Annotated in this window: 14 protein-coding genes and 2 riboswitches; of the genes, 6 read left to right on the forward strand and 8 right to left on the reverse strand. The window is 72.3% G+C overall.

What is annotated here, in order from left to right:
* The first annotated feature begins 68 nt into the window (after positions 1-68).
* Complete coding sequence (locus tag GJ743_RS09065; protein ID WP_196216966.1) at positions 69-1,727, forward strand: VWA domain-containing protein; 1,659 nt, start codon at positions 69-71, stop codon at positions 1,725-1,727.
* Positions 1,728-1,797: 70 nt separating this feature from the next.
* On the opposite strand, the gene GJ743_RS09070 is transcribed toward GJ743_RS09065, so the two are convergent.
* From GJ743_RS09070 to GJ743_RS09095, 6 genes are all read right to left on the reverse strand, one after another.
* On the reverse strand, positions 1,798-3,351 hold the full coding sequence (locus tag GJ743_RS09070; RefSeq protein WP_376862010.1) for an MDR family MFS transporter: 1,554 nt from the start codon (positions 3,349-3,351) through the stop codon (positions 1,798-1,800).
* 197 nt (positions 3,352-3,548) lie between these two features.
* A complete protein-coding gene (locus GJ743_RS09075) occupies positions 3,549-4,691 on the reverse strand; it encodes a cysteine desulfurase family protein (protein WP_328288990.1) in 1,143 nt (380 codons plus the stop codon).
* Positions 4,688-5,551 carry a carboxylating nicotinate-nucleotide diphosphorylase gene (gene nadC, locus GJ743_RS09080; RefSeq protein ID WP_155051575.1) on the reverse strand — a complete coding sequence of 288 codons (864 nt, stop codon included), beginning with the start codon at positions 5,549-5,551 and terminating at the stop codon, positions 4,688-4,690. Before nadC ends, GJ743_RS09075 begins: the two co-directional genes overlap by 4 nt.
* Positions 5,551-7,155 (reverse strand): L-aspartate oxidase, encoded by a 1,605-nt coding sequence (gene nadB / locus GJ743_RS09085; RefSeq protein WP_155051576.1) that lies wholly within the window; start codon positions 7,153-7,155, stop codon positions 5,551-5,553. The genes nadC and nadB overlap by 1 nt, the downstream gene beginning before the upstream one ends.
* Before the next feature lies 1 nt (position 7,156).
* Positions 7,157-8,578: a quinolinate synthase NadA gene (gene nadA, locus GJ743_RS09090; RefSeq protein WP_155051577.1), complete on the reverse strand. Its 1,422-nt coding sequence runs from the start codon at positions 8,576-8,578 to the stop codon at positions 7,157-7,159.
* Positions 8,575-9,351: an NUDIX hydrolase gene (locus GJ743_RS09095; protein WP_155051579.1), complete on the reverse strand. Its 777-nt coding sequence runs from the start codon at positions 9,349-9,351 to the stop codon at positions 8,575-8,577. Before GJ743_RS09095 ends, nadA begins: the two co-directional genes overlap by 4 nt.
* A gap of 186 nt (positions 9,352-9,537) precedes the next feature.
* Positions 9,538-9,641, forward strand: a riboswitch (glycine riboswitch).
* A 1-nt stretch (position 9,642) separates the two neighbouring features.
* Positions 9,643-9,748, forward strand: a riboswitch (glycine riboswitch).
* Between the two features lie 45 nt (positions 9,749-9,793).
* Between GJ743_RS09095 and gcvT the strand changes: the two genes are divergently transcribed.
* The 3 genes from gcvT (at position 9,794) to gcvP (ending at position 14,358) form a co-directional block, all read left to right on the forward strand.
* On the forward strand, positions 9,794-10,972 hold the full coding sequence (gene gcvT / locus GJ743_RS09100; RefSeq protein WP_328288991.1) for a glycine cleavage system aminomethyltransferase GcvT: 1,179 nt from the start codon (positions 9,794-9,796) through the stop codon (positions 10,970-10,972).
* 62 nt (positions 10,973-11,034) lie between these two features.
* On the forward strand, positions 11,035-11,406 hold the full coding sequence (gcvH, locus tag GJ743_RS09105) for a glycine cleavage system protein GcvH (protein WP_155051580.1): 372 nt from the start codon (positions 11,035-11,037) through the stop codon (positions 11,404-11,406).
* A 54-nt stretch (positions 11,407-11,460) separates the two neighbouring features.
* Positions 11,461-14,358, forward strand: coding sequence for an aminomethyl-transferring glycine dehydrogenase (gcvP, locus tag GJ743_RS09110; RefSeq protein ID WP_155051582.1), 2,898 nt, complete (start codon positions 11,461-11,463; stop codon positions 14,356-14,358).
* Positions 14,359-14,388: 30 nt separating this feature from the next.
* On the opposite strand, the gene GJ743_RS09115 is transcribed toward gcvP, so the two are convergent.
* Positions 14,389-14,577 carry a hypothetical protein gene (locus tag GJ743_RS09115; protein WP_155051584.1) on the reverse strand — a complete coding sequence of 63 codons (189 nt, stop codon included), beginning with the start codon at positions 14,575-14,577 and terminating at the stop codon, positions 14,389-14,391.
* A gap of 141 nt (positions 14,578-14,718) precedes the next feature.
* Between GJ743_RS09115 and GJ743_RS09120 the strand changes: the two genes are divergently transcribed.
* Positions 14,719-15,195, forward strand: coding sequence for a hypothetical protein (locus GJ743_RS09120; RefSeq protein ID WP_155051585.1), 477 nt, complete (start codon positions 14,719-14,721; stop codon positions 15,193-15,195).
* Here the strand turns inward: GJ743_RS09120 and GJ743_RS09125 are convergent.
* On the reverse strand, positions 15,141-15,905 hold the full coding sequence (locus tag GJ743_RS09125; RefSeq protein WP_155051587.1) for a CPBP family intramembrane glutamic endopeptidase: 765 nt from the start codon (positions 15,903-15,905) through the stop codon (positions 15,141-15,143). The genes GJ743_RS09120 and GJ743_RS09125 overlap by 55 nt on opposite strands.
* Before the next feature lie 212 nt (positions 15,906-16,117).
* On the opposite strand from GJ743_RS09125, the gene GJ743_RS09130 reads away from it, so the two are divergent.
* Complete coding sequence (locus GJ743_RS09130) at positions 16,118-17,734, forward strand: peptide ABC transporter substrate-binding protein (protein ID WP_155051588.1); 1,617 nt, start codon at positions 16,118-16,120, stop codon at positions 17,732-17,734.
* Positions 17,735-17,820 lie beyond the last annotated feature (86 nt).

The following is a 17,820-nucleotide window of genomic DNA, read 5'->3' on the forward strand; positions in this document are numbered from 1 at the left end:
CTGAACGGGGGAACCCGTTCAGACTGGGATCGGCGCCCCCCGACAGTGCCGGTCGGCTTGGAGTGTCCGTGGGACGTCATAGCGTCGCGGCTCCGGCGAAGGCGCCGAGCCGCAGATTCATCCTGTCCATCGTCGCCGGGGTGGCCGTCATCGGCATCGTCGCGTCCGGTGTGTACCTGTGGGTGGGAGGCCACCTGAACCCCATCTTCGCCTCCGCCGGCGAGCCGGCGTGCGCGGAGATCGACGAGCTCTCGATCGTCGCCGACACGTCCATCGCGCCGGCGATCGCGGAGCTCGCCGCCGACTTCGACGCCGACACCACGCGATGCGTCGAGACCTCGGTGCGGGCGCAGGATTCCGCCGACACCGCCGCCGAGCTCGCGTCAGGCACGCTGTCCGCCGACGCCTGGGTGCCCGACTCGAGCAGCTGGCTCACACGCACCGCATCGACCGCGGCCTCGCTCGGGCTCGGCGAACCCCAGGCGACCGTGGGCGATTCGGTCGCGACCTCGCCCGTCGTGTTCGCCGCGCCCGCCAGCGAGGCGCAGGAGCTCGCGGCCGAGCCCGTGAGCTGGGCGCGCGTGCTGAACGGCACGTTGCCCGCGCTCCTGCCCGACCCCGAGGCATCCGCCGCCAGCCTGGCGAGCCTCTACGCGCTGAAGGGGCAGTCGTCGCCCGACGACCCGCGGCAGTTCGCCGGGGCGCTCATCGCGCTCGGCAAGTCGATCCCCGCCTCGGCGGATGCCGCGATGACCACGGTCGCCTCGGCGAGTGCGCCGACCGTCGTGCTGACGAGCGAGGCGAGCGTCGCCGCGCACAACGCGGATGCCTCGGCCGAGCCGCTCGTGGCGGCGTACCCGGAAGAGGGCACGATCGCGCTCGATTACCCGTTCGTGCGCATCGGCGACGCCGAGTCGGCGAGCCTCGACGACTTCGAGGTCGCGCTCGGCACGGCGACCGAGCACTTCCTCGAGGCGGGGTTCCGAGCCCCCGACGGCACGGGCGAGGTCGATTCGCCTGGCGTGGCCGCGACCGCGCCGCCGACCCAGACCGAACTCGATGCCGCGGCCCAGATCGAGATCCTGCGTTCGTGGGGCGTCCTGACGCTCCGTTCGCGGATGCTGGCCGTGATCGACGTGTCCGGGTCCATGGAGGAGCCCGCCGAGAACGGCCTGCGCCGCATCGACATCTTCCAGCAGGCCGCCGTCGGCGCCATGTCGAAGTTCTCGGGCGAGGTCGAGCTCGGCGTGTGGGTGTTCTCGACGGCCCGCAACGGCGACCTCGACTACGAGGACCTGTCGCCGATCGCGCCGCTCGCCGACGCGTCGCACACGCAGCAGATCCAGCAGATCATCGGGTCCCTGCCCGCCCGCCTCGGCGGGGCGACGGGCCTCTACGACACGACGCTCGCCGCCTACAAGCGCGTCCAGGAGTCGTACGATCCCGACAAGGTCAACTCGGTGCTCGTCATCACCGACGGCAAGAACGAGGACCAGAACGGCATCAGCCTCGACCAGCTGCTCGCCGAGCTCAAGAAGCTCGAGGACCCGACCAAGCCCGTCGCCGTGATCATGATCGGTTTCGGCCCCGACACCGACCTCGACGCCATGAAGAGGATCGCCAAGGCGACCAAGGGCGGCGCGTACTCGGCGACCAAGCCGGAGGACCTCGGGACGGTGCTCGTCGACGCGCTCTCGCAGCGCACGTGCCGGCCCGACTGCGGCTGAGCGTCGGACCGACGCGGACGACGAAGGGCGCCCTCTCCGGAGGGCGCCCTTCGTCGTCGGCCTGGTGCGGTCAGTGCCCGGTGCCCGCGCCCGCCGGCATGTCCGCCGGTCGGCGCACGAGCGTCGCGCCGACGATCGCGAGCAGCGAGACGATCGCGCCGACGAGGAACGCGCTGCGAACGCCCGCGGCCTGCGCGACGATCGCATCGGCGCCGCCCGCCGAGGCGCCGACCGCGGTCGCGGTCATCACCGTGATGAAGAGGGCGGTGCCCGCCGCCCCGGCGACCTGCTGGAGCGTGCCCACGATCGCCGACCCGTGCGAGTACAGGTGCGGCTCGACCGACCCGAGGGCCGTCGTGAACAGCGGCGTGAACATGAACGCGAGCGAGATCGAGAGCACGACGTGCGCGGCGAGGATCATCCACGGCGGCGTGGTCTCGGTCACGAGCGTCAGCGACCAGAGCACGGCGCTCACGCCGATGCTCGCCGGGACGAGCAGCGGCGTGGGGCCGACCCGGTCGTAGAGCCGGCCGACGGTCGGTCCGAGCAGGCCCATGACGAGGCCGCCGGGCAGCACGAGGAGGCCGGTCGCGAGCGGCTCGAGTCCGAGCACGTCCTGGAGGTAGATCGGCAGCAGGATGATCGTGCCGAAGAGCGCGGCCATCATCACCGCCATGAGCGCGATCGAGACGGCGAAGTTCCGCGAGCGGAACGTGCGCAGGTCGAGGAGGGCCCGATCGCGGCGCTGCAGGAACAGCTGGCGGACGATGAACGCCGCGATGCCGAGCGCGCCGACCGCCAGGGCGATCCACATCGGAACCGCGTCGCCGGGCGCGCGGCCGCTCGCGACCTCGCCGACGAGGCTGAGGCCGTACACGAGCCCGCCGAAGCCGAACGCGGAGAGCACCACCGAGAACACGTCGATCGGGAAGACGCGGGTCTCGCTGATGTTCTCGACGCGTCGGAGCCCGATGACGAGCATCGCGACCGCGATCGGCAGCACCAGCCAGAACATGTAGCGCCAGCCGAGCGTGTTGAGGATCAGGCCCGAGATCGCGGGGCCGATCGCCGGCGCGACCGACATCACGATCGAGACGCGCCCCATGAAGCGGCCCCGGTCGGCCGGTGCGACGACGGTCATCAGTGTCGTCATGAGCAGCGGCATCATGATCGCGGTGCCGGTGGCCTGGATGATGCGGCCGCCGAGCAGGACCTCGAAGCCCGGTGCGAGCGCGGCGAGCAGCGTGCCCGCGGAGAAGAGCGTCATCGCGGCGCCGAAGATCGGCCGGGTCGGGAAGCGCTGGAGCAGGAACCCGGTGATCGGGATCACGACGGCCATGGTCAGCATGAACGCGGTCGTCAGCCACTGCGCCGCGGAGAGCGTCACCCCGAGGTCGTCGACGAGCTCGGGGATCGCGACGCTCATGATGGTCTCGTTGAGGAACACCGTGAAGGTCGCGGCGAGCAGGAGCCAGATCACGCGCGTGTTGCGCGCGCCGTGCTCGGGGCGGGCGGCGACGATGTGCTGGTCGATGGCGCGATCGGCCGCCTCGGCCTCGGCGGTGGCGAGGTCGGGCTCGGGCACGGTGATCGAATCGGTGTCGGGTGCGGATCGTTCGCTCACGGTGCGTCCTGTCGTCTGTTCGTCTCGTCGTCGTCGTTGCTCGGTTCGCCGGGCGCGGCAGGCCGCTCCCGGCTGGGCGAACGAGGAATGCAACCCGCAGTCGTGCGAGCGCTATTCCCGATGCCCGGGATGCATGCGAATGCATGCATCGACTCGGACTTCCCCCAGGTCGGGCCGGCGGCGTCGCACGGACCCGATCAGGGGACGATACCGCGCACCGCCGACACCGCTTCGGCGAGCGCACCCGCGGCGGTCGCGGCATCCGCCTCGTCGACCTCACTGCCGAACGAGAACCGCACGGCCGTCTGCGCCACCTCGGGCGGGAAGCCCATGGCCGTCAGCACGTGCGACGGCTCGTCGCTGCCCGCGGCGCAGGCCGACCCGCTCGAGACGACGACCCCGCGCCGTTCGAGCTCGAGCAGCACCGCCTCGCCGCTCGTGCCGGGGAAGACGTACGAGACCGTGCCCGGCAGCCGGCGCGTCGGGTGGCCCGTGGGCACCGCATCGGGCACCGCCTCCGCGACGAGTCCGCGGAAGCGCGTCGCGGCGGCGGACACGCGCGCCGCGGCATCCGCTCGCTCATCGTCGGCGAGCCGCAGCGCCGTCGCGAACGCGACCGCGCCCGCGACGTTCTCGGTGCCCGAGCGGCGACCCCGCTCCTGGCCGCCGCCGTGCAGCACGGGCTCGATCGGCAGTCGACCGCGCACGATCAGCGCGCCCGTGCCCTTCGGTGCGCCGACCTTGTGGCCGGCCAGCGAGAGCGCGTCGACGCCGAGCTCGTCGATCGCGAGCGGGAGCCATCCGGCCGCCTGCACGGCGTCGGTGTGCATGAGCGCGCCCGACGCGTGCGCGACCGCGGCGAGTTCCGCGACCGGGTTCACCGTGCCGACCTCGTTGTTCGCCAGCTGCACCGAGACGAGCGTCGTGTCGGGTCGGATGACGCGGGCCAGCGCCGCGGGCGCGACGGCGCCCGTCGCATCGACCTCGACCTCGTCGACCTCGAACCCGTGCAGGCGCCGGAGCGCGTCGGCGGACGCGAGCACGGCCTCGTGCTCGACGGGGGAGACGACGACGTGCCGTCCGCGCGGGTTCGCGAGCGCGAGGCCGATGATCGCGAGGTTGTCGGCCTCGGTGCCGCCCGAGGTGAACACGACGTCGCCGGCGCGGCATCCGACCACCGACGCGACCTCGTCGCGCGCCCACCCCAGCGCGCGCGCGGCTTCCTCGCCGACGCCGTGCCGGCTCGACGGGTTGCCGAACGCGCCCGTGAGGTAGGGCCACATCGCCTCGAGCGCCTCGCGGCGGACGGGCGTCGTGGCGGCGTGGTCGGCGAAGATCACGCCGGGCCCGCCTCGATGACGACGTCGAGGCCGAGGTCGAGCGCGCGCGCCGAGTGCGTGAGCGCGCCGACGGAGATGACGTCGACGCCCGTCGCGGCGATGCCGGCGACCGTGTCGAGGTTCACCCCGCCCGAGGCCTCGACGATCGCGCGGCCGTCGATGAGCGCGACGCCCTCGCGCAGCGCGTCGAGGTCGAAGTTGTCGAGCATGATCGTGTCGGCGCCGCCCGCGAGGACGGCCGGGATCTGCTCGACCCGGTCGACCTCGACCTCGAGGTGGGCGGTGTGCGGCATCCGCTCGCGCGCCGCGCGCAGCGCCTCGGCGAGGTCGGCGCCGCCCGCGGTGAGCACCGCGAGGTGGTTGTCCTTGGCCATGATCGCGTCGGAGAGCGACCGGCGATGGTTGCGGCCGCCGCCGTCGCGCACGGCCTGGCGTTCGAGGCTGCGGAGGCCCGGCGTGGTCTTCCGCGTGTCGACGATGCGCGCACGGGTGCCCGCGACCGCCGCGACGTAGCGCGCGGTCAGTGTCGCCACGCCCGACATCCGCTGCACGAGGTTCAGCGCGACGCGCTCGGCGCGCAGGATGCCGCGGGCCGGCCCGGCCACGCGCGCGAGCACGTCGCCCGCCGCGAACGGCTCGCCGTCGGCGGCGAGCACCTCGACCGCGATGCGCGTGTCGACGAGCCGGAACGTCGCCTCGACGACACGCGCCCCGCTGAACACGCCGGGTTCGCGCGCGACGAGCTCGGCCGTCGCGGTCGCCGCCTCGGGGATCAGCGTCTCGCCGGTGAGGTCGCCCCACGGGGCGTCCTCGTCGAGCGCCATCAGCACGATCCGCTCGATCTCGCGGGTCTCGGTCATCAGGCGGCCTGCCTCTCCAGGGTCGGGCGGTGCGCGCTTCGCGCACCGGCGGGGGCTGCCGGCTCGTCGGTTCGCGTGTGGGCGCCGATGCTCTCGGAGCGCGCGAGCGCCGCGGCGACGGTGAGCCGGGCGAGCTCGAGGAGGTTGCGGTCCTCGACGCTCCGCCGGTCGACGGGCTCCGGGGCGTGCCAGGCGTCGAGGCGAGCGGATGCCTCGGCGAGGCCGGCCGCGTCGCGCTCGAGCCCGACGTGGTCCCACATCAGCCGCTGCAGCTCCTCGCGCTCGACCGGCCCGCTCACCCGGCCCGCGTCCGCATCGGCGGATATACGATCCGCCGCGCCGCCCGGGCCCGGGCCGCCTCCCGTGCGGCGGATCGTATATCCGCTGTCGTGAACGTGGGAGATGAGATCGGCAGGGGCGGATGCCGCGTGCGCGATCGCGGCGGCGGCGCGCTCGGCGAACACCGCGCCCTCGAGGAGCGAGTTCGAGGCGAGCCGGTTCGCCCCGTGCACCCCGGTGCGGGCCGCCTCGCCGACGGCCCAGAGGCCGAGGAGGCTCGAGCGTCCGTCGAGGTCGGTGACGATCCCGCCCATGGCGTAGTGCGCGGCGGGCACGATCGGCACGGGCTCGAGCGACCAGTCGAAGCCCGCGGCCCGGCACGCCCGGTCGAGCGACGGGAACCGCCGCGCGAGGAACTCCGCACCGAGCGCGGTCGCGTCCAGGCGCGCCGGCTCGCCGCCCTGCTCGGCCATCCGCCGCCATACGGCGCGGGCGACCACGTCGCGCGGGGCGAGCTCGCCCCGCGGGTCGACGTCGAGCAGGAACCGGTGCCCGCCGGCGTCGCGGATGACCGCGCCCTCGCCGCGCACGGCCTCGGAGATGAGGGGCGTTCCCGGCACCGCCAGCGCGGTCGGGTGGAACTGCACGAACTCGAGGTCGGCCACCTCGGCGCCGGCTCGAGCCGCGGCCGCGACGCCGTCGCCGGTCGCGACGTCGGGGTTCGTCGTGTGGGCGTACAGCATGCCCGAGCCGCCCGTCGCGAGCACGACGGCGTCGGCCCGGAGCTCGCGCATCGAGCCCGCGCCATCCGCCCCGCCCTCGACGAGCACCTGCGCGCCCACGACCCGGCCGCCCTCCACGACGAGGTCGACGAGGGTCGCGTGCTCGAGCACGCGGATGCCGCGACGACGGACCGTCCCGACGAGCGCCGCCTCGATCGCCGCGCCCGTCGAATCGCCTCCCGCGTGCAGGATGCGGGCACGCGAGTGCGCCGCCTCGAGCCCGCGCGCGATGCCGGACTCGTCGCGGTCGAACGCGACGCCGAACCGGATCAGGTCGCGGATCCGGGCCGGTCCCTCCGACGTCAGGATCTCGATCGCCTCGGGATCGCCGAGCCCGGCGCCCGCGGCGAGCGTGTCGGCGGCGTGGCGCTCCGGGGCGTCGCCCGCGAAGACCGCGGCGGCGATGCCGCCCTGCGCCCACGGCGTCGAGCCCTCGTCGATGGCGGCCTTCGTCACGACGGTGACCTCGCAGCCCGCCTCGGCGGCGCGGATCGCCGTCCACAGCCCGGAGATGCCGGAGCCGACGACGAGCACGGCGGTCATGTCAGGCTCCGGTCGTGGCGGGAGCGGGGGAGGCACCCGAGCGCGCGGCCGCGGCATCCGTCGCCGCCGCGATCGTGGACCCGGCCGGGACCGGCACCGAGGCCGGGGGCTTCGCCGCGAGCATGCGCTCGAGCGCGAGGCGCGCGGGTTCCGCGACGTCCTCGGCGACCGAGATGCGGTTGACCACACGGCCCGCCACGAGCTCCTCGAGCACCCACGCGAGGTAGCCCGGGTGGATGCGGTACATCGTCGAGCACGGGCACACGACCGGATCGAGGCAGAAGATCTCGTGCTCGGGGTGCTCGGCCGCGAGGCGCTGCACGAGGTTGATCTCGGTGCCGATCGCGAACGTCGAGCCGGCGGGCGCCGCCTGGATCGCCTTGACGATGAAGTCGGTCGAGCCCGCGGCATCCGCCGCGTCGACGACGGGCATCGGGCACTCGGGGTGCACGATGACCTGCACGCCGGGGTGCTCGGCGCGGGCGCGCTCGATCTGGTCGACCGTGAACCGCTTGTGCACCGAGCAGAAGCCGTGCCAGAGGATGACGCGGGCGTCGGCGAGCTCCTCGGCGGTGTTGCCGCCGAGGGTCTTGCGCGGGTTCCACATGGGCATGGCCTCGAGCGGCACGCCCATGGCCTTCGCGGTGTTGCGGCCGAGGTGCTGATCGGGGAAGAACAGCACGCGCTGCCCGCGCTCGAACGCCTGCTCGAGCACGACGCGGGCGTTCGACGAGGTGCAGACGATGCCGCCGTTGCGCCCGACGAAGCCCTTCAGCGCCGCGGACGAGTTCATGTAGGTCACGGGGATCACGGGAACCCGGCCGTCGGCGTCGACGGCGGCGAGGTCGCCGTAGACCTCCTCGAGCTGCTCCCAGCACTCCTCGACGCCCGACTCGTCGGCCATGTCGGCCATCGAGCAGCCCGCGGCGAGGTTCGGCAGGATCACGGCCTGGTCGGGCCGCGAGAGCATGTCGGCGGTCTCGGCCATGAAGTGCACGCCGCAGAACACGATCGCCTCGGCCTCGGGGCGCGTCATCGCGGCGTTCGCGAGCTGGAACGAGTCGCCCGTGAAGTCGGCGTGCTGCACGACCTCGTCGCGCTGGTAGAAGTGGCCGAGGACCACGACCTTCTCGCCGAGCGTCGCCTTCGCGGCGCGGATGCGGTCGTGCAGCTCGGCGTCAGTCGCCTCGCGATACTCGGCGGGCAGTGCGCCCTGGCGCGGCGAGCCGGTCGGGATCACGTCGCCCATGGACGAGCCGGGCCCGTAGCCGGCGGGCCCGGCGTCGAACTCCCACGGCCCCTTCGCGAGGTCGGGCGTGCAGGTCTCGCCGGCGGCCTTCCCGGCCGTGATGAGCCGGATGGTGCGGTCGACGGATGCCGCGAGGCGGACCTCGCGCTCGGGCGTGGTGGCGGTGGTGCTCATTGCGGTTCCTTGCTGTGCGTTCCGGGCCTGGTGGGGGATGCGGTGGCGGATGCCGCGTGCGGCTGCGCGGGCGCCGGTGAGGGCGACGCCACGGGCGAATGGGCGGGATCGAAGCGGTAGAGGGCCGGCGGGCGGTGCCGCGTGCCCGCGAGGCGCTCGCCGGTGTCGATGAGGGTGCCGGACGCCTCGATCGTGCGTCGGAAGTTCGCGGGGTCGAGGCGGCGCCGGAGCACGGCCTCATGCACCCGGCGGAGCTCGGCCATCGTGAAGCGCTCGCCGAGGAGCGCGTGCGCGATGCGCGAGTAGACGAGCTTGGTGCGCAGGCGCCGGAGCGCGTAATCGATGATCGCGGCGTGGTCGAAGGCGAGGTCGGGCAGGGCGTCCTCGTCGAACCAGCGGACGTTCTCGTCGGAGACGGCGCGCTCCACCTCGTCGGAGTGCACGAGCGCCCAGTAGACGACGGAGACGACGCGCTCGCCGGGGGAGCGGTCGGGGTCGCCGAACGTGTAGAGCTGCTCGAGGTACTTCGGCGCGAGTCCGGTCGTCTCGTTGAGGGTGCGGGCCGCGGCACCGTCGAGCGCCTCGCTCACCGGGAGCCAGCCGCCCGGCAGCGCCCACTGGCCGAGGCCGGGTTCGCGCAGGCGGCGGACGAGCGGGATGCGCAGGCTGGCGGGGCGCTCGCGGTCGTCGGCGACGCCGTCGGCCTGGTCGGGGGCGAGGGCGAAGATGACCGTGGAGACGGCCAGGCGCGCGTGCGTGTCGTGCTGCGACATCCGTTCGCCCCTCTCGCCGTGCTTAGAGTCACCGTGACGCTAAGTGGTTCGAGGTCAGCTTACAGTCACGGTGACACGAACGCGAATCGCATGACGCCGACGCCCGCGACGCGCGCACGGCACCGGGCGCGCGGACCCGGGCGCGCGCGTTGGTAGACTGCCCCCGACAACCGCATACCGGGCCATCGACGCATCGCGGGAGAGCCGGCCGGAACCCCCTGGGAACCGGACGGCACCGAAGGAGCAAGCCTCCCCGCCAATCTCTCAGGTCGCATCACCGCGATGACGAGGCCGACTCTGAAAAGCGGATGCCGCAACGGCGGCTTCCCGCCGAAGGTGAAAGCACAGCTCCCCCGGAGCGTCGCGAAGCTCTCAGGCCCATGACAGAGGGGGAGTTCTTCCGCGGCGACCGCCGCGTGATCCGCGCGATCCTGGAGAACTCGTGACCGACGCACCCGGAACCACCGAAACCGGCACCACCGAGCGCCGCAGCCCCCTCGACGAGGTGCACCGTGCCGCGGGCGCGTCGTTCACCGACTTCGCCGGCTGGCAGATGCCCGTGCGCTACTCGAGCGACCTCGCCGAGCACCACGCCGTGCGCGAGCACGCCGGCCTCTTCGACCTCTCGCACATGGGCGAGATCGTCGTCGTCGGGCCCGAGGCATCCGACGCCCTCGACTACGCGCTCGCCGGCAAGCTGTCGGCGATCGTCGAGGGCCAGGCGAAGTACTCGCTCCTCCTCGCCCGCGACGGCGGGGTCATCGACGACCTCGTCATCTACCGCACCGGCCCCGACCGCTACATGGTCGTCGCGAACGCCGCGAACCGCCACGTCGTCGCCGAGGAGCTCCGAGCGCGCACCGCGCCGTTCGAGGCCGACGTCTTCGACGAGTCCGACGACATCGCGCTCGTCGCGCTGCAGGGCCCCGACGCGCTCGAGGTGCTGCAGCAGGCCCCGGGCTTCGGCATCGAGGGCCCCGGCAACGACGAGGAGGACTTCGTCGCCGCCGTCGCCGCACTGAAGTACTACCGCGCGATCGCCGCGACGTGGGAGGGTGCGCCCGTGCTCGTCGCCCGGACCGGGTACACCGGCGAGGACGGCTTCGAGCTCTACGTCGCGCCCGAGCGCGCGAAGGCGCTGTGGGAGACGCTGCAGGAGACCGGCGGGCCGCGCGTCGTGCCGTGCGGTCTCGCGAGCCGCGACACGCTCCGCCTCGAGGCGGGTATGCCGCTGTACGGCCACGAGCTCTCGCGCGACATCTTCCCCGTGCAGGCCGGCCTCGGCCGCGTCGTCGCGTTGACCAAGGACGGCGACTTCGTCGGCCGCGCCGCGATCGAGCAGGGTCCCGCCGAGGGCGCGCCCGTGCTCGTCGGCCTCACCGCCGAGGGCCGACGGGCGCCGCGAGCCGGCTACGCCGTGTTCGACGGCGCCGGCGAGGACGCCCGCGAGGTCGGCGAGATCACCTCCGGCGCCCTCTCGCCCACGCTCGGACACCCCGTGGCCATGGCGTTCGTCGCGCCCGACGTCGCGGAGGTCGGCTCGTCGCTCTTCGTCGACGTCCGCGGCACGCGAGTCGCGGCATCCGTCACCGCACTGCCGTTCTACAAGCGCGGCGCCTGACCCACGAACCCGCCGGCGGCCGCGTCGCCGGTCCAGCACCACACGACCACGAGGAGCACCCCATGACCGACCGCAGCGAACTGCAGTACACCGCCGAGCACGAGTGGGTGAAGGTCGACGGCGACACCGTCACCGTCGGCATCACCGACTACGCCGCCGAGAAGCTCGGCGACGTCGTCTACGTCGACCTGCCCGACGCGGGCAGCACCGTCGTCGCCGGCACCGTCGTCGGCGAGATCGAGTCGACGAAGTCGGTCGGCGAGCTGTTCGCCCCGGTCGACGGCGAGGTCGTCGAGTCGAACCAGGCCGTCGTCGACTCGCCCGAGCTCGTCAACAGCGACCCCTTCGGCGACGGATGGCTCCTGAAGCTCACGACCACGTCGCTGCCCGCCCTGCTCAGCCTCGACGAGTACCGCGCCCTGACCGGCGAGTAGGTCTCGAGCCGCGGGCTCCGCCCGCTCCTCGACCCGCGAACGACAAGGAAGACGATGACCACCAGCACCTCCCCGGCCTTCGACGTCGACGCCTTCGGGCGCCGGCACATCGGCACCACCCCGCGCGACCACGAGTGGATGCTCGCCGCGCTCGGCTACGACTCGCTCGACGCGCTCATGGACGCGGCGGTGCCGAGCGCCATCCGCATGCACGAGGTGCTCGACTCGGTCATCCCGGCCGCGGCGACCGAGCGCGAGGCGCTCGCCGAGCTGCGCGAGCTCGCCGACGCGAACACCGTGCGCACGTCGATGATCGGGCTCGGCTACTCGGGCACGATCACGCCCGCAGTGATCCAGCGGAACGTGCTCGAGAACCCGAGCTGGTACACGGCCTACACGCCGTACCAGCCCGAGATCTCGCAGGGCCGCCTCGAGGCGCTCATCAACTTCCAGACGATGGTCACCGACCTCACCGGGCTCGACACCGCCAACGCGTCGATGCTCGACGAGGGCACCGCGGTCGTCGAGGGCATGCTCCTCGCGCGCCGCGCCTCCAAGTCGAAGTCGAACCGCTTCGTCGTCGACGCCGACGCCCTGCCGCAGACGCACGCGCTGCTCGTGTCACGCGCCGAGGCCGTCGGCATCGAGCTCGTCGTCGCCGACCTCGACGAGACGACGGATGTCGCCGCGCTCGGCGAGCACTTCGGCCTCTTCGTGCAGTACCCGGGCGCTTCGGGCCGCGTGTGGAACCCCGCGTCGGTGATCGCCGCCTCGAAGGAGCAGGGCGCGCTCGCGGTCGTCGCGGCCGACCTGCTCGCGATGGCGCTGCTGACGAGCCCCGGCGAGCTGGGGGCGGATGTCGCGGTCGGCACCTCGCAGCGCTTCGGCGTGCCGATGGGCTTCGGCGGCCCGCACGCGGGCTACATGGCGGTGCGAGCCGGCCTCGAACGCCAGCTCCCCGGCCGACTCGTGGGCGTCTCGCAGGATGCCGCGGGCCACCCCGCCTACCGGCTCAGCCTCCAGGCGCGCGAGCAGCACATCCGTCGCGAGAAGGCGACCTCGAACATCTGCACCGCGCAGGTGCTGCTCGCCGTGATGGCCTCGATGTACGCCGTGTACCACGGGCCGCGAGGCATCCGCCACATCGCGGTGACGACCGCGGCGAAGGCGAAGGCGCTCGCCGACGCGCTCACCGGGTACGGCCTGACGCTCGCGCACGACGCGTACTTCGACACGATCCGCGTGCACGTCCCGGGGCTCGCCGCGAACGTCGTCGCACGTGGCCGCGAGCTCGGCGTGAACCTCTGGGAGTCCGACGAGGCGACGGTGCACGTCGCGGTCGACGAGACGACGACCGAGGCCGAGCTCTCGCTCGTCGTCGAGGCGTTCGGATTCGACCCGCGCACCGAGGTGCCGGTGTCGCTCCGCGAACTTCCCGCGAGCCTGCCCGACGCCCAGCGCCGCACGTCGTCGTACCTCGAGCACCCCGTGTTCAACACGCACCAGTCCGAGACGCAGATGATGCGGTACCTGAAGACGCTCGCCGACCGCGACTACGCGCTCGACCGCGGCATGATCCCGCTCGGGTCGTGCACCATGAAGCTCAACGCGGCGACCGAGATGCAGGCCGTCACCTGGCCCGAGTTCGCGAACCTGCACCCGTTCGCGCCCGAGGCCGACGTCGTCGGCTCGCTCGGCCTCATCGAGCAGCTCGAGAGCTGGCTCGCCGAGGTCACCGGCTACGACACGGTCTCGCTGCAGCCCAACGCGGGCAGCCAGGGCGAGCTCGCGGGCCTGCTCGCGATCCGCGGCTACCACCTCGCCAACGGCGACGACGAGCGCGACGTCTGCCTCATCCCGTCGAGCGCGCACGGGACCAACGCCGCGTCGGCGGTGCTCGCGGGCATGAAGGTCGTCGTCGTCGCGACCGACGAACTCGGCAACGTCGACCTCGACGACCTCCGCGCGAAGATCGCCGCGAACGCCGAGCACATCGCGGCGCTCATGATCACCTACCCGTCGACCCACGGCGTCTACGAGCACGAGGTGAAGTCGATCACGCAGGCCGTGCACGACGCCGGCGGCCAGGTCTACATCGACGGCGCGAACCTCAACGCGCTCCTCGGCTTCGCGCGCTTCGGCGACGTCGGCGGCGACGTGTCGCATCTCAACCTGCACAAGACCTTCTGCATCCCGCACGGGGGTGGCGGCCCAGGCGTCGGCCCGGTCGCGGCGAAGGCGCACCTCGCGCCCTTCCTGCCCGGCCACCCGATGGCGCAGCGCGCCGACCACGCCGGCGGCGTCGAGCACGGCGGCGGACCGGTCTCGGCCGCGCCGTACGGCAGCCCGTCGATCCTGCCGATCTCGTGGGCGTACGTGCGCATGATGGGCGCCGAGGGCCTGAAGCAGGCGACCGCGACCGCGGTGCTCGCGGCCAACTACGTCGCCGCGCGCCTGCGCGACCACTTCCCGGTGCTCTACACGGGCGAGAACGGGCTCGTCGCGCACGAGTGCATCCTCGACCTTCGGCCGCTCACCGCGGAGACCGGTGTCTCGGTCGACGACGTCGCCAAGCGCCTCATCGACTACGGCTTCCACGCGCCGACGATGTCGTTCCCCGTCGCGGGCACGCTCATGGTCGAGCCGACCGAGTCGGAGGACCTCGCCGAGCTCGACCGGTTCGTCGAGGCGATGATCGCGATCAAGGCCGAGGCCGACGCCGTCGGCCGCGGCGAGTGGCCGGCCGAGGACAACCCGCTCCGGAACGCCCCGCACACCGCCGAGTCGGTCATCGCGGGGGAGTGGACCCACCCCTACACGCGCGAGCAGGCCGTCTACCCGGTGCACTCCCTGGTGCGCAACAAGTACTGGGCGCCCGTGCGCCGCATCGACCAGGCGTACGGCGACCGCAACCTCGTGTGCGCCTGCCCGCCGATCGAGGCGTTCGCGTAGCGGTTTCGAACGGAGCGCCGCGGACGGTCGTCAGGCCGTCCGCGGAGCGACGTGCCGCCCGCGCTCGACGTACGCGACCGAGCGGCGCTCGACGGCCGCGGCGCGGCGACGTGCGACGCGGCGTTCCGCCTCGCGGATCTCGGTCTCGTCCGCCGTGAAGCGGTGGTCGGTGCGACGGCCGGCGAGTCCGCCGGCGTTGACGGCGTGTGCGAGGTCCATGCTTCCTTCTCCCGAGGTCGGACCGGGCGGTTCGGGCCCGGCATCGACCATGTTCCGCATGGTCGCAGGTCGCGACATCCGGGACGCCCCTCGACCAGCCCCGGGAGTACACTGAGGATCACTCGCACAAGGGGGGTGCGCATGATGCCGATGGATGTCGTCGCCCTGCTCGCCACGCTCGGTTTCGCGGGGCTCATGGTCGGCTGCACGCTCGCCGGCGCACGGGGGCTCGGACTCGAGCAGCGCGCGGACCTGCTCGACCGACGCAACCCGCAGCTGGCCGATGCCCTCCGCCGGGCCGAGTCCTTCACCGACCTCTCGCGCGGCGGCTTCTACGGTGGCGCGGAGCAGTTCTCCGTGGTCTGCACGCCCGGCCGCCGCAGCTGGATCGATGGAGCGCTCGTCCGATCGAACGACTCCGACCTGCGCGTCGAACCGCCGGAGGAGACGCTGCCGCCGATGCCCGCGACCGTGGTCGCGCTCGCGGGAGCGCGTCACATGGCCGACGCGCCGCGGCCGCGGCATCCGTCGACCCTGCCCGTTCGACCGGACGCGCCCGTCGGTCAGTCGGCGGGCGGCGCGAAGAGCCCGGGCCACCAGCCGACCGCGAGCGGGTAGCCGACGAAGCTCACGATGTCGAGCAGCCAGTGCGCGATGACGAGCGGCATCGTGCGGCCCCAGCGCGTGTAGGCCCAGCCGAAGACGACGCCCATCACGGCGTTGCCGATGAACCCGCCGAACCCCTGATAGAGGTGGTAGCTGCCGCGCAGCAGCGCGCTCGACAGGATCGTCGCCCACGGGCCGACGCCGAGTTCGCGCAGGCGGGTGAAGAGGTAGCCGACCGCGATGACCTCCTCGGTGAGCGCGGCCTTGAGGGCGGCGAGCACGAGGATCGGAATCGTCCACCAGTAGGTGTCGAGCGGCTGGGGTACCACGGCCACGGTGAACCCGAGCGCGCGGCCGGCCGCGTACAGCGCGAGCCCGGGCACGCCGATGACGGCCGCGAGCAGCAGGCCGGATGCCGCGTCCCGGCCCGGTCGCGTCAGGTCGAAGCCGATGCGGCGAAACGGGCTGCGCCCCGGCTGCCAGAGCAGGTAGAGCACGAGGGCGACGACCGCGAGCCCGAAGACGACGTCCAGGAACTGGTAGGTGAAGTCGAGCCACTCGCGCGAGGACCGCGACTGGTTCAGCGCGGCGCTCTGCTCGCCGAGCGGGCGCTCCGCGGTGAGCCGGCCGATGATCGCCACGATCGAGTAGACCGCCGACGCCCCGAGCGAGAGCGCGAGCACGATGGCCACCTCGAAGCGGAGACGTCGTGCCGCAGGCATGCGGCAATCCTCGCACGGGCGCCGATGACGCAAGAATCGTGCGTCGGCGCCTGCTCATCTGCGCACGTACCCGTCGCAAGATTGCGCCTCGGTAACGGTTCCGCCGTGAAGTTTGTTCGGCGATGACCCGCTTATAGTCTCGATTCACCTACCAGCGCCCCCCTGCTCGACCACGAATCGAACAGTCGTGCGCTCATCTCACAGGAGGAACATTGAAGATCAAGAGAATCGGCGTTGGCGCCATTGCTCTTGCGGCGGCCGGAGCGCTCACGCTCGCCGGTTGCTCGTCCAGCAACGAGCCCGCGGCCGAGGGCGACTCGACCGCGGTCATCTCGGTCAACAACACCGAGCCGCAGAACCCGCTGATCCCGACGAACACGAACGAGGTCGGCGGCGGCCTCGTCCTGCAGAACATCTTCGCCGGTCTCGTGTACTACGACGCCGAGGGCGCCGCCCACAACGACGTCGCCGAGTCGATCGAGACCGACGACGCACAGACCTACACGATCACGATCCGCGAGGGCCTCACGTTCACCAACGGCGACCCGGTCGACGCCGAGTCGTTCGTCACGGCCTGGAACTACGGCGCCGCGCTCGACAACGCGCAGCTCTCGAGCTACTTCTTCGAGCCGATCGAGGGCTTCACGTACGACGAGAACGTCGACGAGCTCTCGGGCCTCGAGGTCGTGGACGACCTGACGTTCACGGTCACGCTCAAGCAGCCCGAGTCTGACTTCCCGCTGCGACTCGGCTACACCGCGTACTTCCCGCTCCCCGCCTCGGCGTGGGACGACCTCGAGGCGTTCGGCGAGAACCCGGTCGGCAACGGCCCGTACATGATGGACGGCGAGGGCGCGTGGCAGCACAACGAGCGCATCGACGTCGTGAAGAACGAGGACTACGACGGCCCGCGCGAGGCGCAGAACGGCGGGATCGACATGATCCTGTACGCGAGCACCGACGCGGCCTACGCCGACCTCCAGGGCGGCAACCTCGACATCCTGCAGGATGTTCCGGACAGCGCCCTCGAGACCTTCGAGACCGAGTTCGAGGGTCGTTCGGTGAACCAGCCGGGCGCCGCGAATGCGACGATCACCATCCCGGAGCGCCTCGAGCACTTCAGCGGTGAAGAGGGCAAGCTCCGTCGCGCCGCGATCTCGCACGCGATCGACCGCGAAGAGGTCACCGATGTGATCTTCAACGGCACCCGCTCGCCCGCGTTCGACTTCACGTCGCCGGTCATCGACGGCTACTCGGAGGACATCCCGGGTTCCGACGTGCTCGAGTTCGACCCGGAGCTCGCGAAGGAGCTGTGGGCCGAGGCCGACGCGATCAGCCCGTGGAGCGGCACCTTCGAGCTCGCCTACAACGCCGACGGCCCGAACCAGGGCTGGGTCGACGCCGTGGCGAACCAGCTGAAGAACAACCTCGAGATCGAGGCCGCCGGTGCTCCCGTCCCGACGTTCGCCGAGCTCCGCACCTCGGTTACCGAGGAGACCATCACCACGCCGTTCCGCACCGGTTGGCAGGCCGACTACCCGTCGCTCTACAACTTCCTCGGACCGCTGTACGGCACGGGCGCGGGCTCGAACGACGGTAAGTACTCGAACCCCGAGTTCGACGCGCTCCTCGAAGAGGGCGCCGCGGCGACCGAGGTCGAGGCCGGTATCGAGAAGTTCCAGCAGGCTCAGGAGATCCTCTTCGAGGACCTCCCCGTGATCCCGCTCTGGTACACCAACGGCCTCGGCGCCTGGGGCGAGCAGGTCGACAACGTCGAGTTCGGTTGGGACACCTGGCCGATCCTGAACCAGGTCACCAAGAGCGAGTAATTCTCGAACGGGGTGTCAGGGGTTAGACTCTCTGTCGCCCGTGGGGCGGCGGTCCAGTGGATCGCCGCCCCACTCCCACGTATCCG

It is taken from the genome of Agromyces bracchium (assembly GCF_009709675.1).
Taxonomy (GTDB): Bacteria; Actinomycetota; Actinomycetes; order Actinomycetales; family Microbacteriaceae; genus Agromyces; species Agromyces bracchium.

What these genes read in the sequence shown, in the direction of transcription:
- nadC (WP_155051575.1), bottom strand. Translation starts at nt 5,551, where the DNA reads ATGACCGAGACCCGCGAGATCGAGCGGATCGTGCTGATGGCGCTCGAC.
- nadB (WP_155051576.1), bottom strand. Translation starts at nt 7,155, where the DNA reads ATGACCGCCGTGCTCGTCGTCGGCTCCGGCATCTCCGGGCTGTGGACG.
- GJ743_RS09120 (WP_155051585.1), top strand. Translation starts at nt 14,719, where the DNA reads ATGATGCCGATGGATGTCGTCGCCCTGCTCGCCACGCTCGGTTTCGCG.
- GJ743_RS09095 (WP_155051579.1), bottom strand. Translation starts at nt 9,351, where the DNA reads ATGTCGCAGCACGACACGCACGCGCGCCTGGCCGTCTCCACGGTCATC.
- GJ743_RS09115 (WP_155051584.1), bottom strand. Translation starts at nt 14,577, where the DNA reads ATGGACCTCGCACACGCCGTCAACGCCGGCGGACTCGCCGGCCGTCGC.
- GJ743_RS09125 (WP_155051587.1), bottom strand. Translation starts at nt 15,905, where the DNA reads ATGCCTGCGGCACGACGTCTCCGCTTCGAGGTGGCCATCGTGCTCGCG.
- gcvP (WP_155051582.1), top strand. Translation starts at nt 11,461, where the DNA reads ATGACCACCAGCACCTCCCCGGCCTTCGACGTCGACGCCTTCGGGCGC.
- gcvH (WP_155051580.1), top strand. Translation starts at nt 11,035, where the DNA reads ATGACCGACCGCAGCGAACTGCAGTACACCGCCGAGCACGAGTGGGTG.
- nadA (WP_155051577.1), bottom strand. Translation starts at nt 8,578, where the DNA reads ATGAGCACCACCGCCACCACGCCCGAGCGCGAGGTCCGCCTCGCGGCA.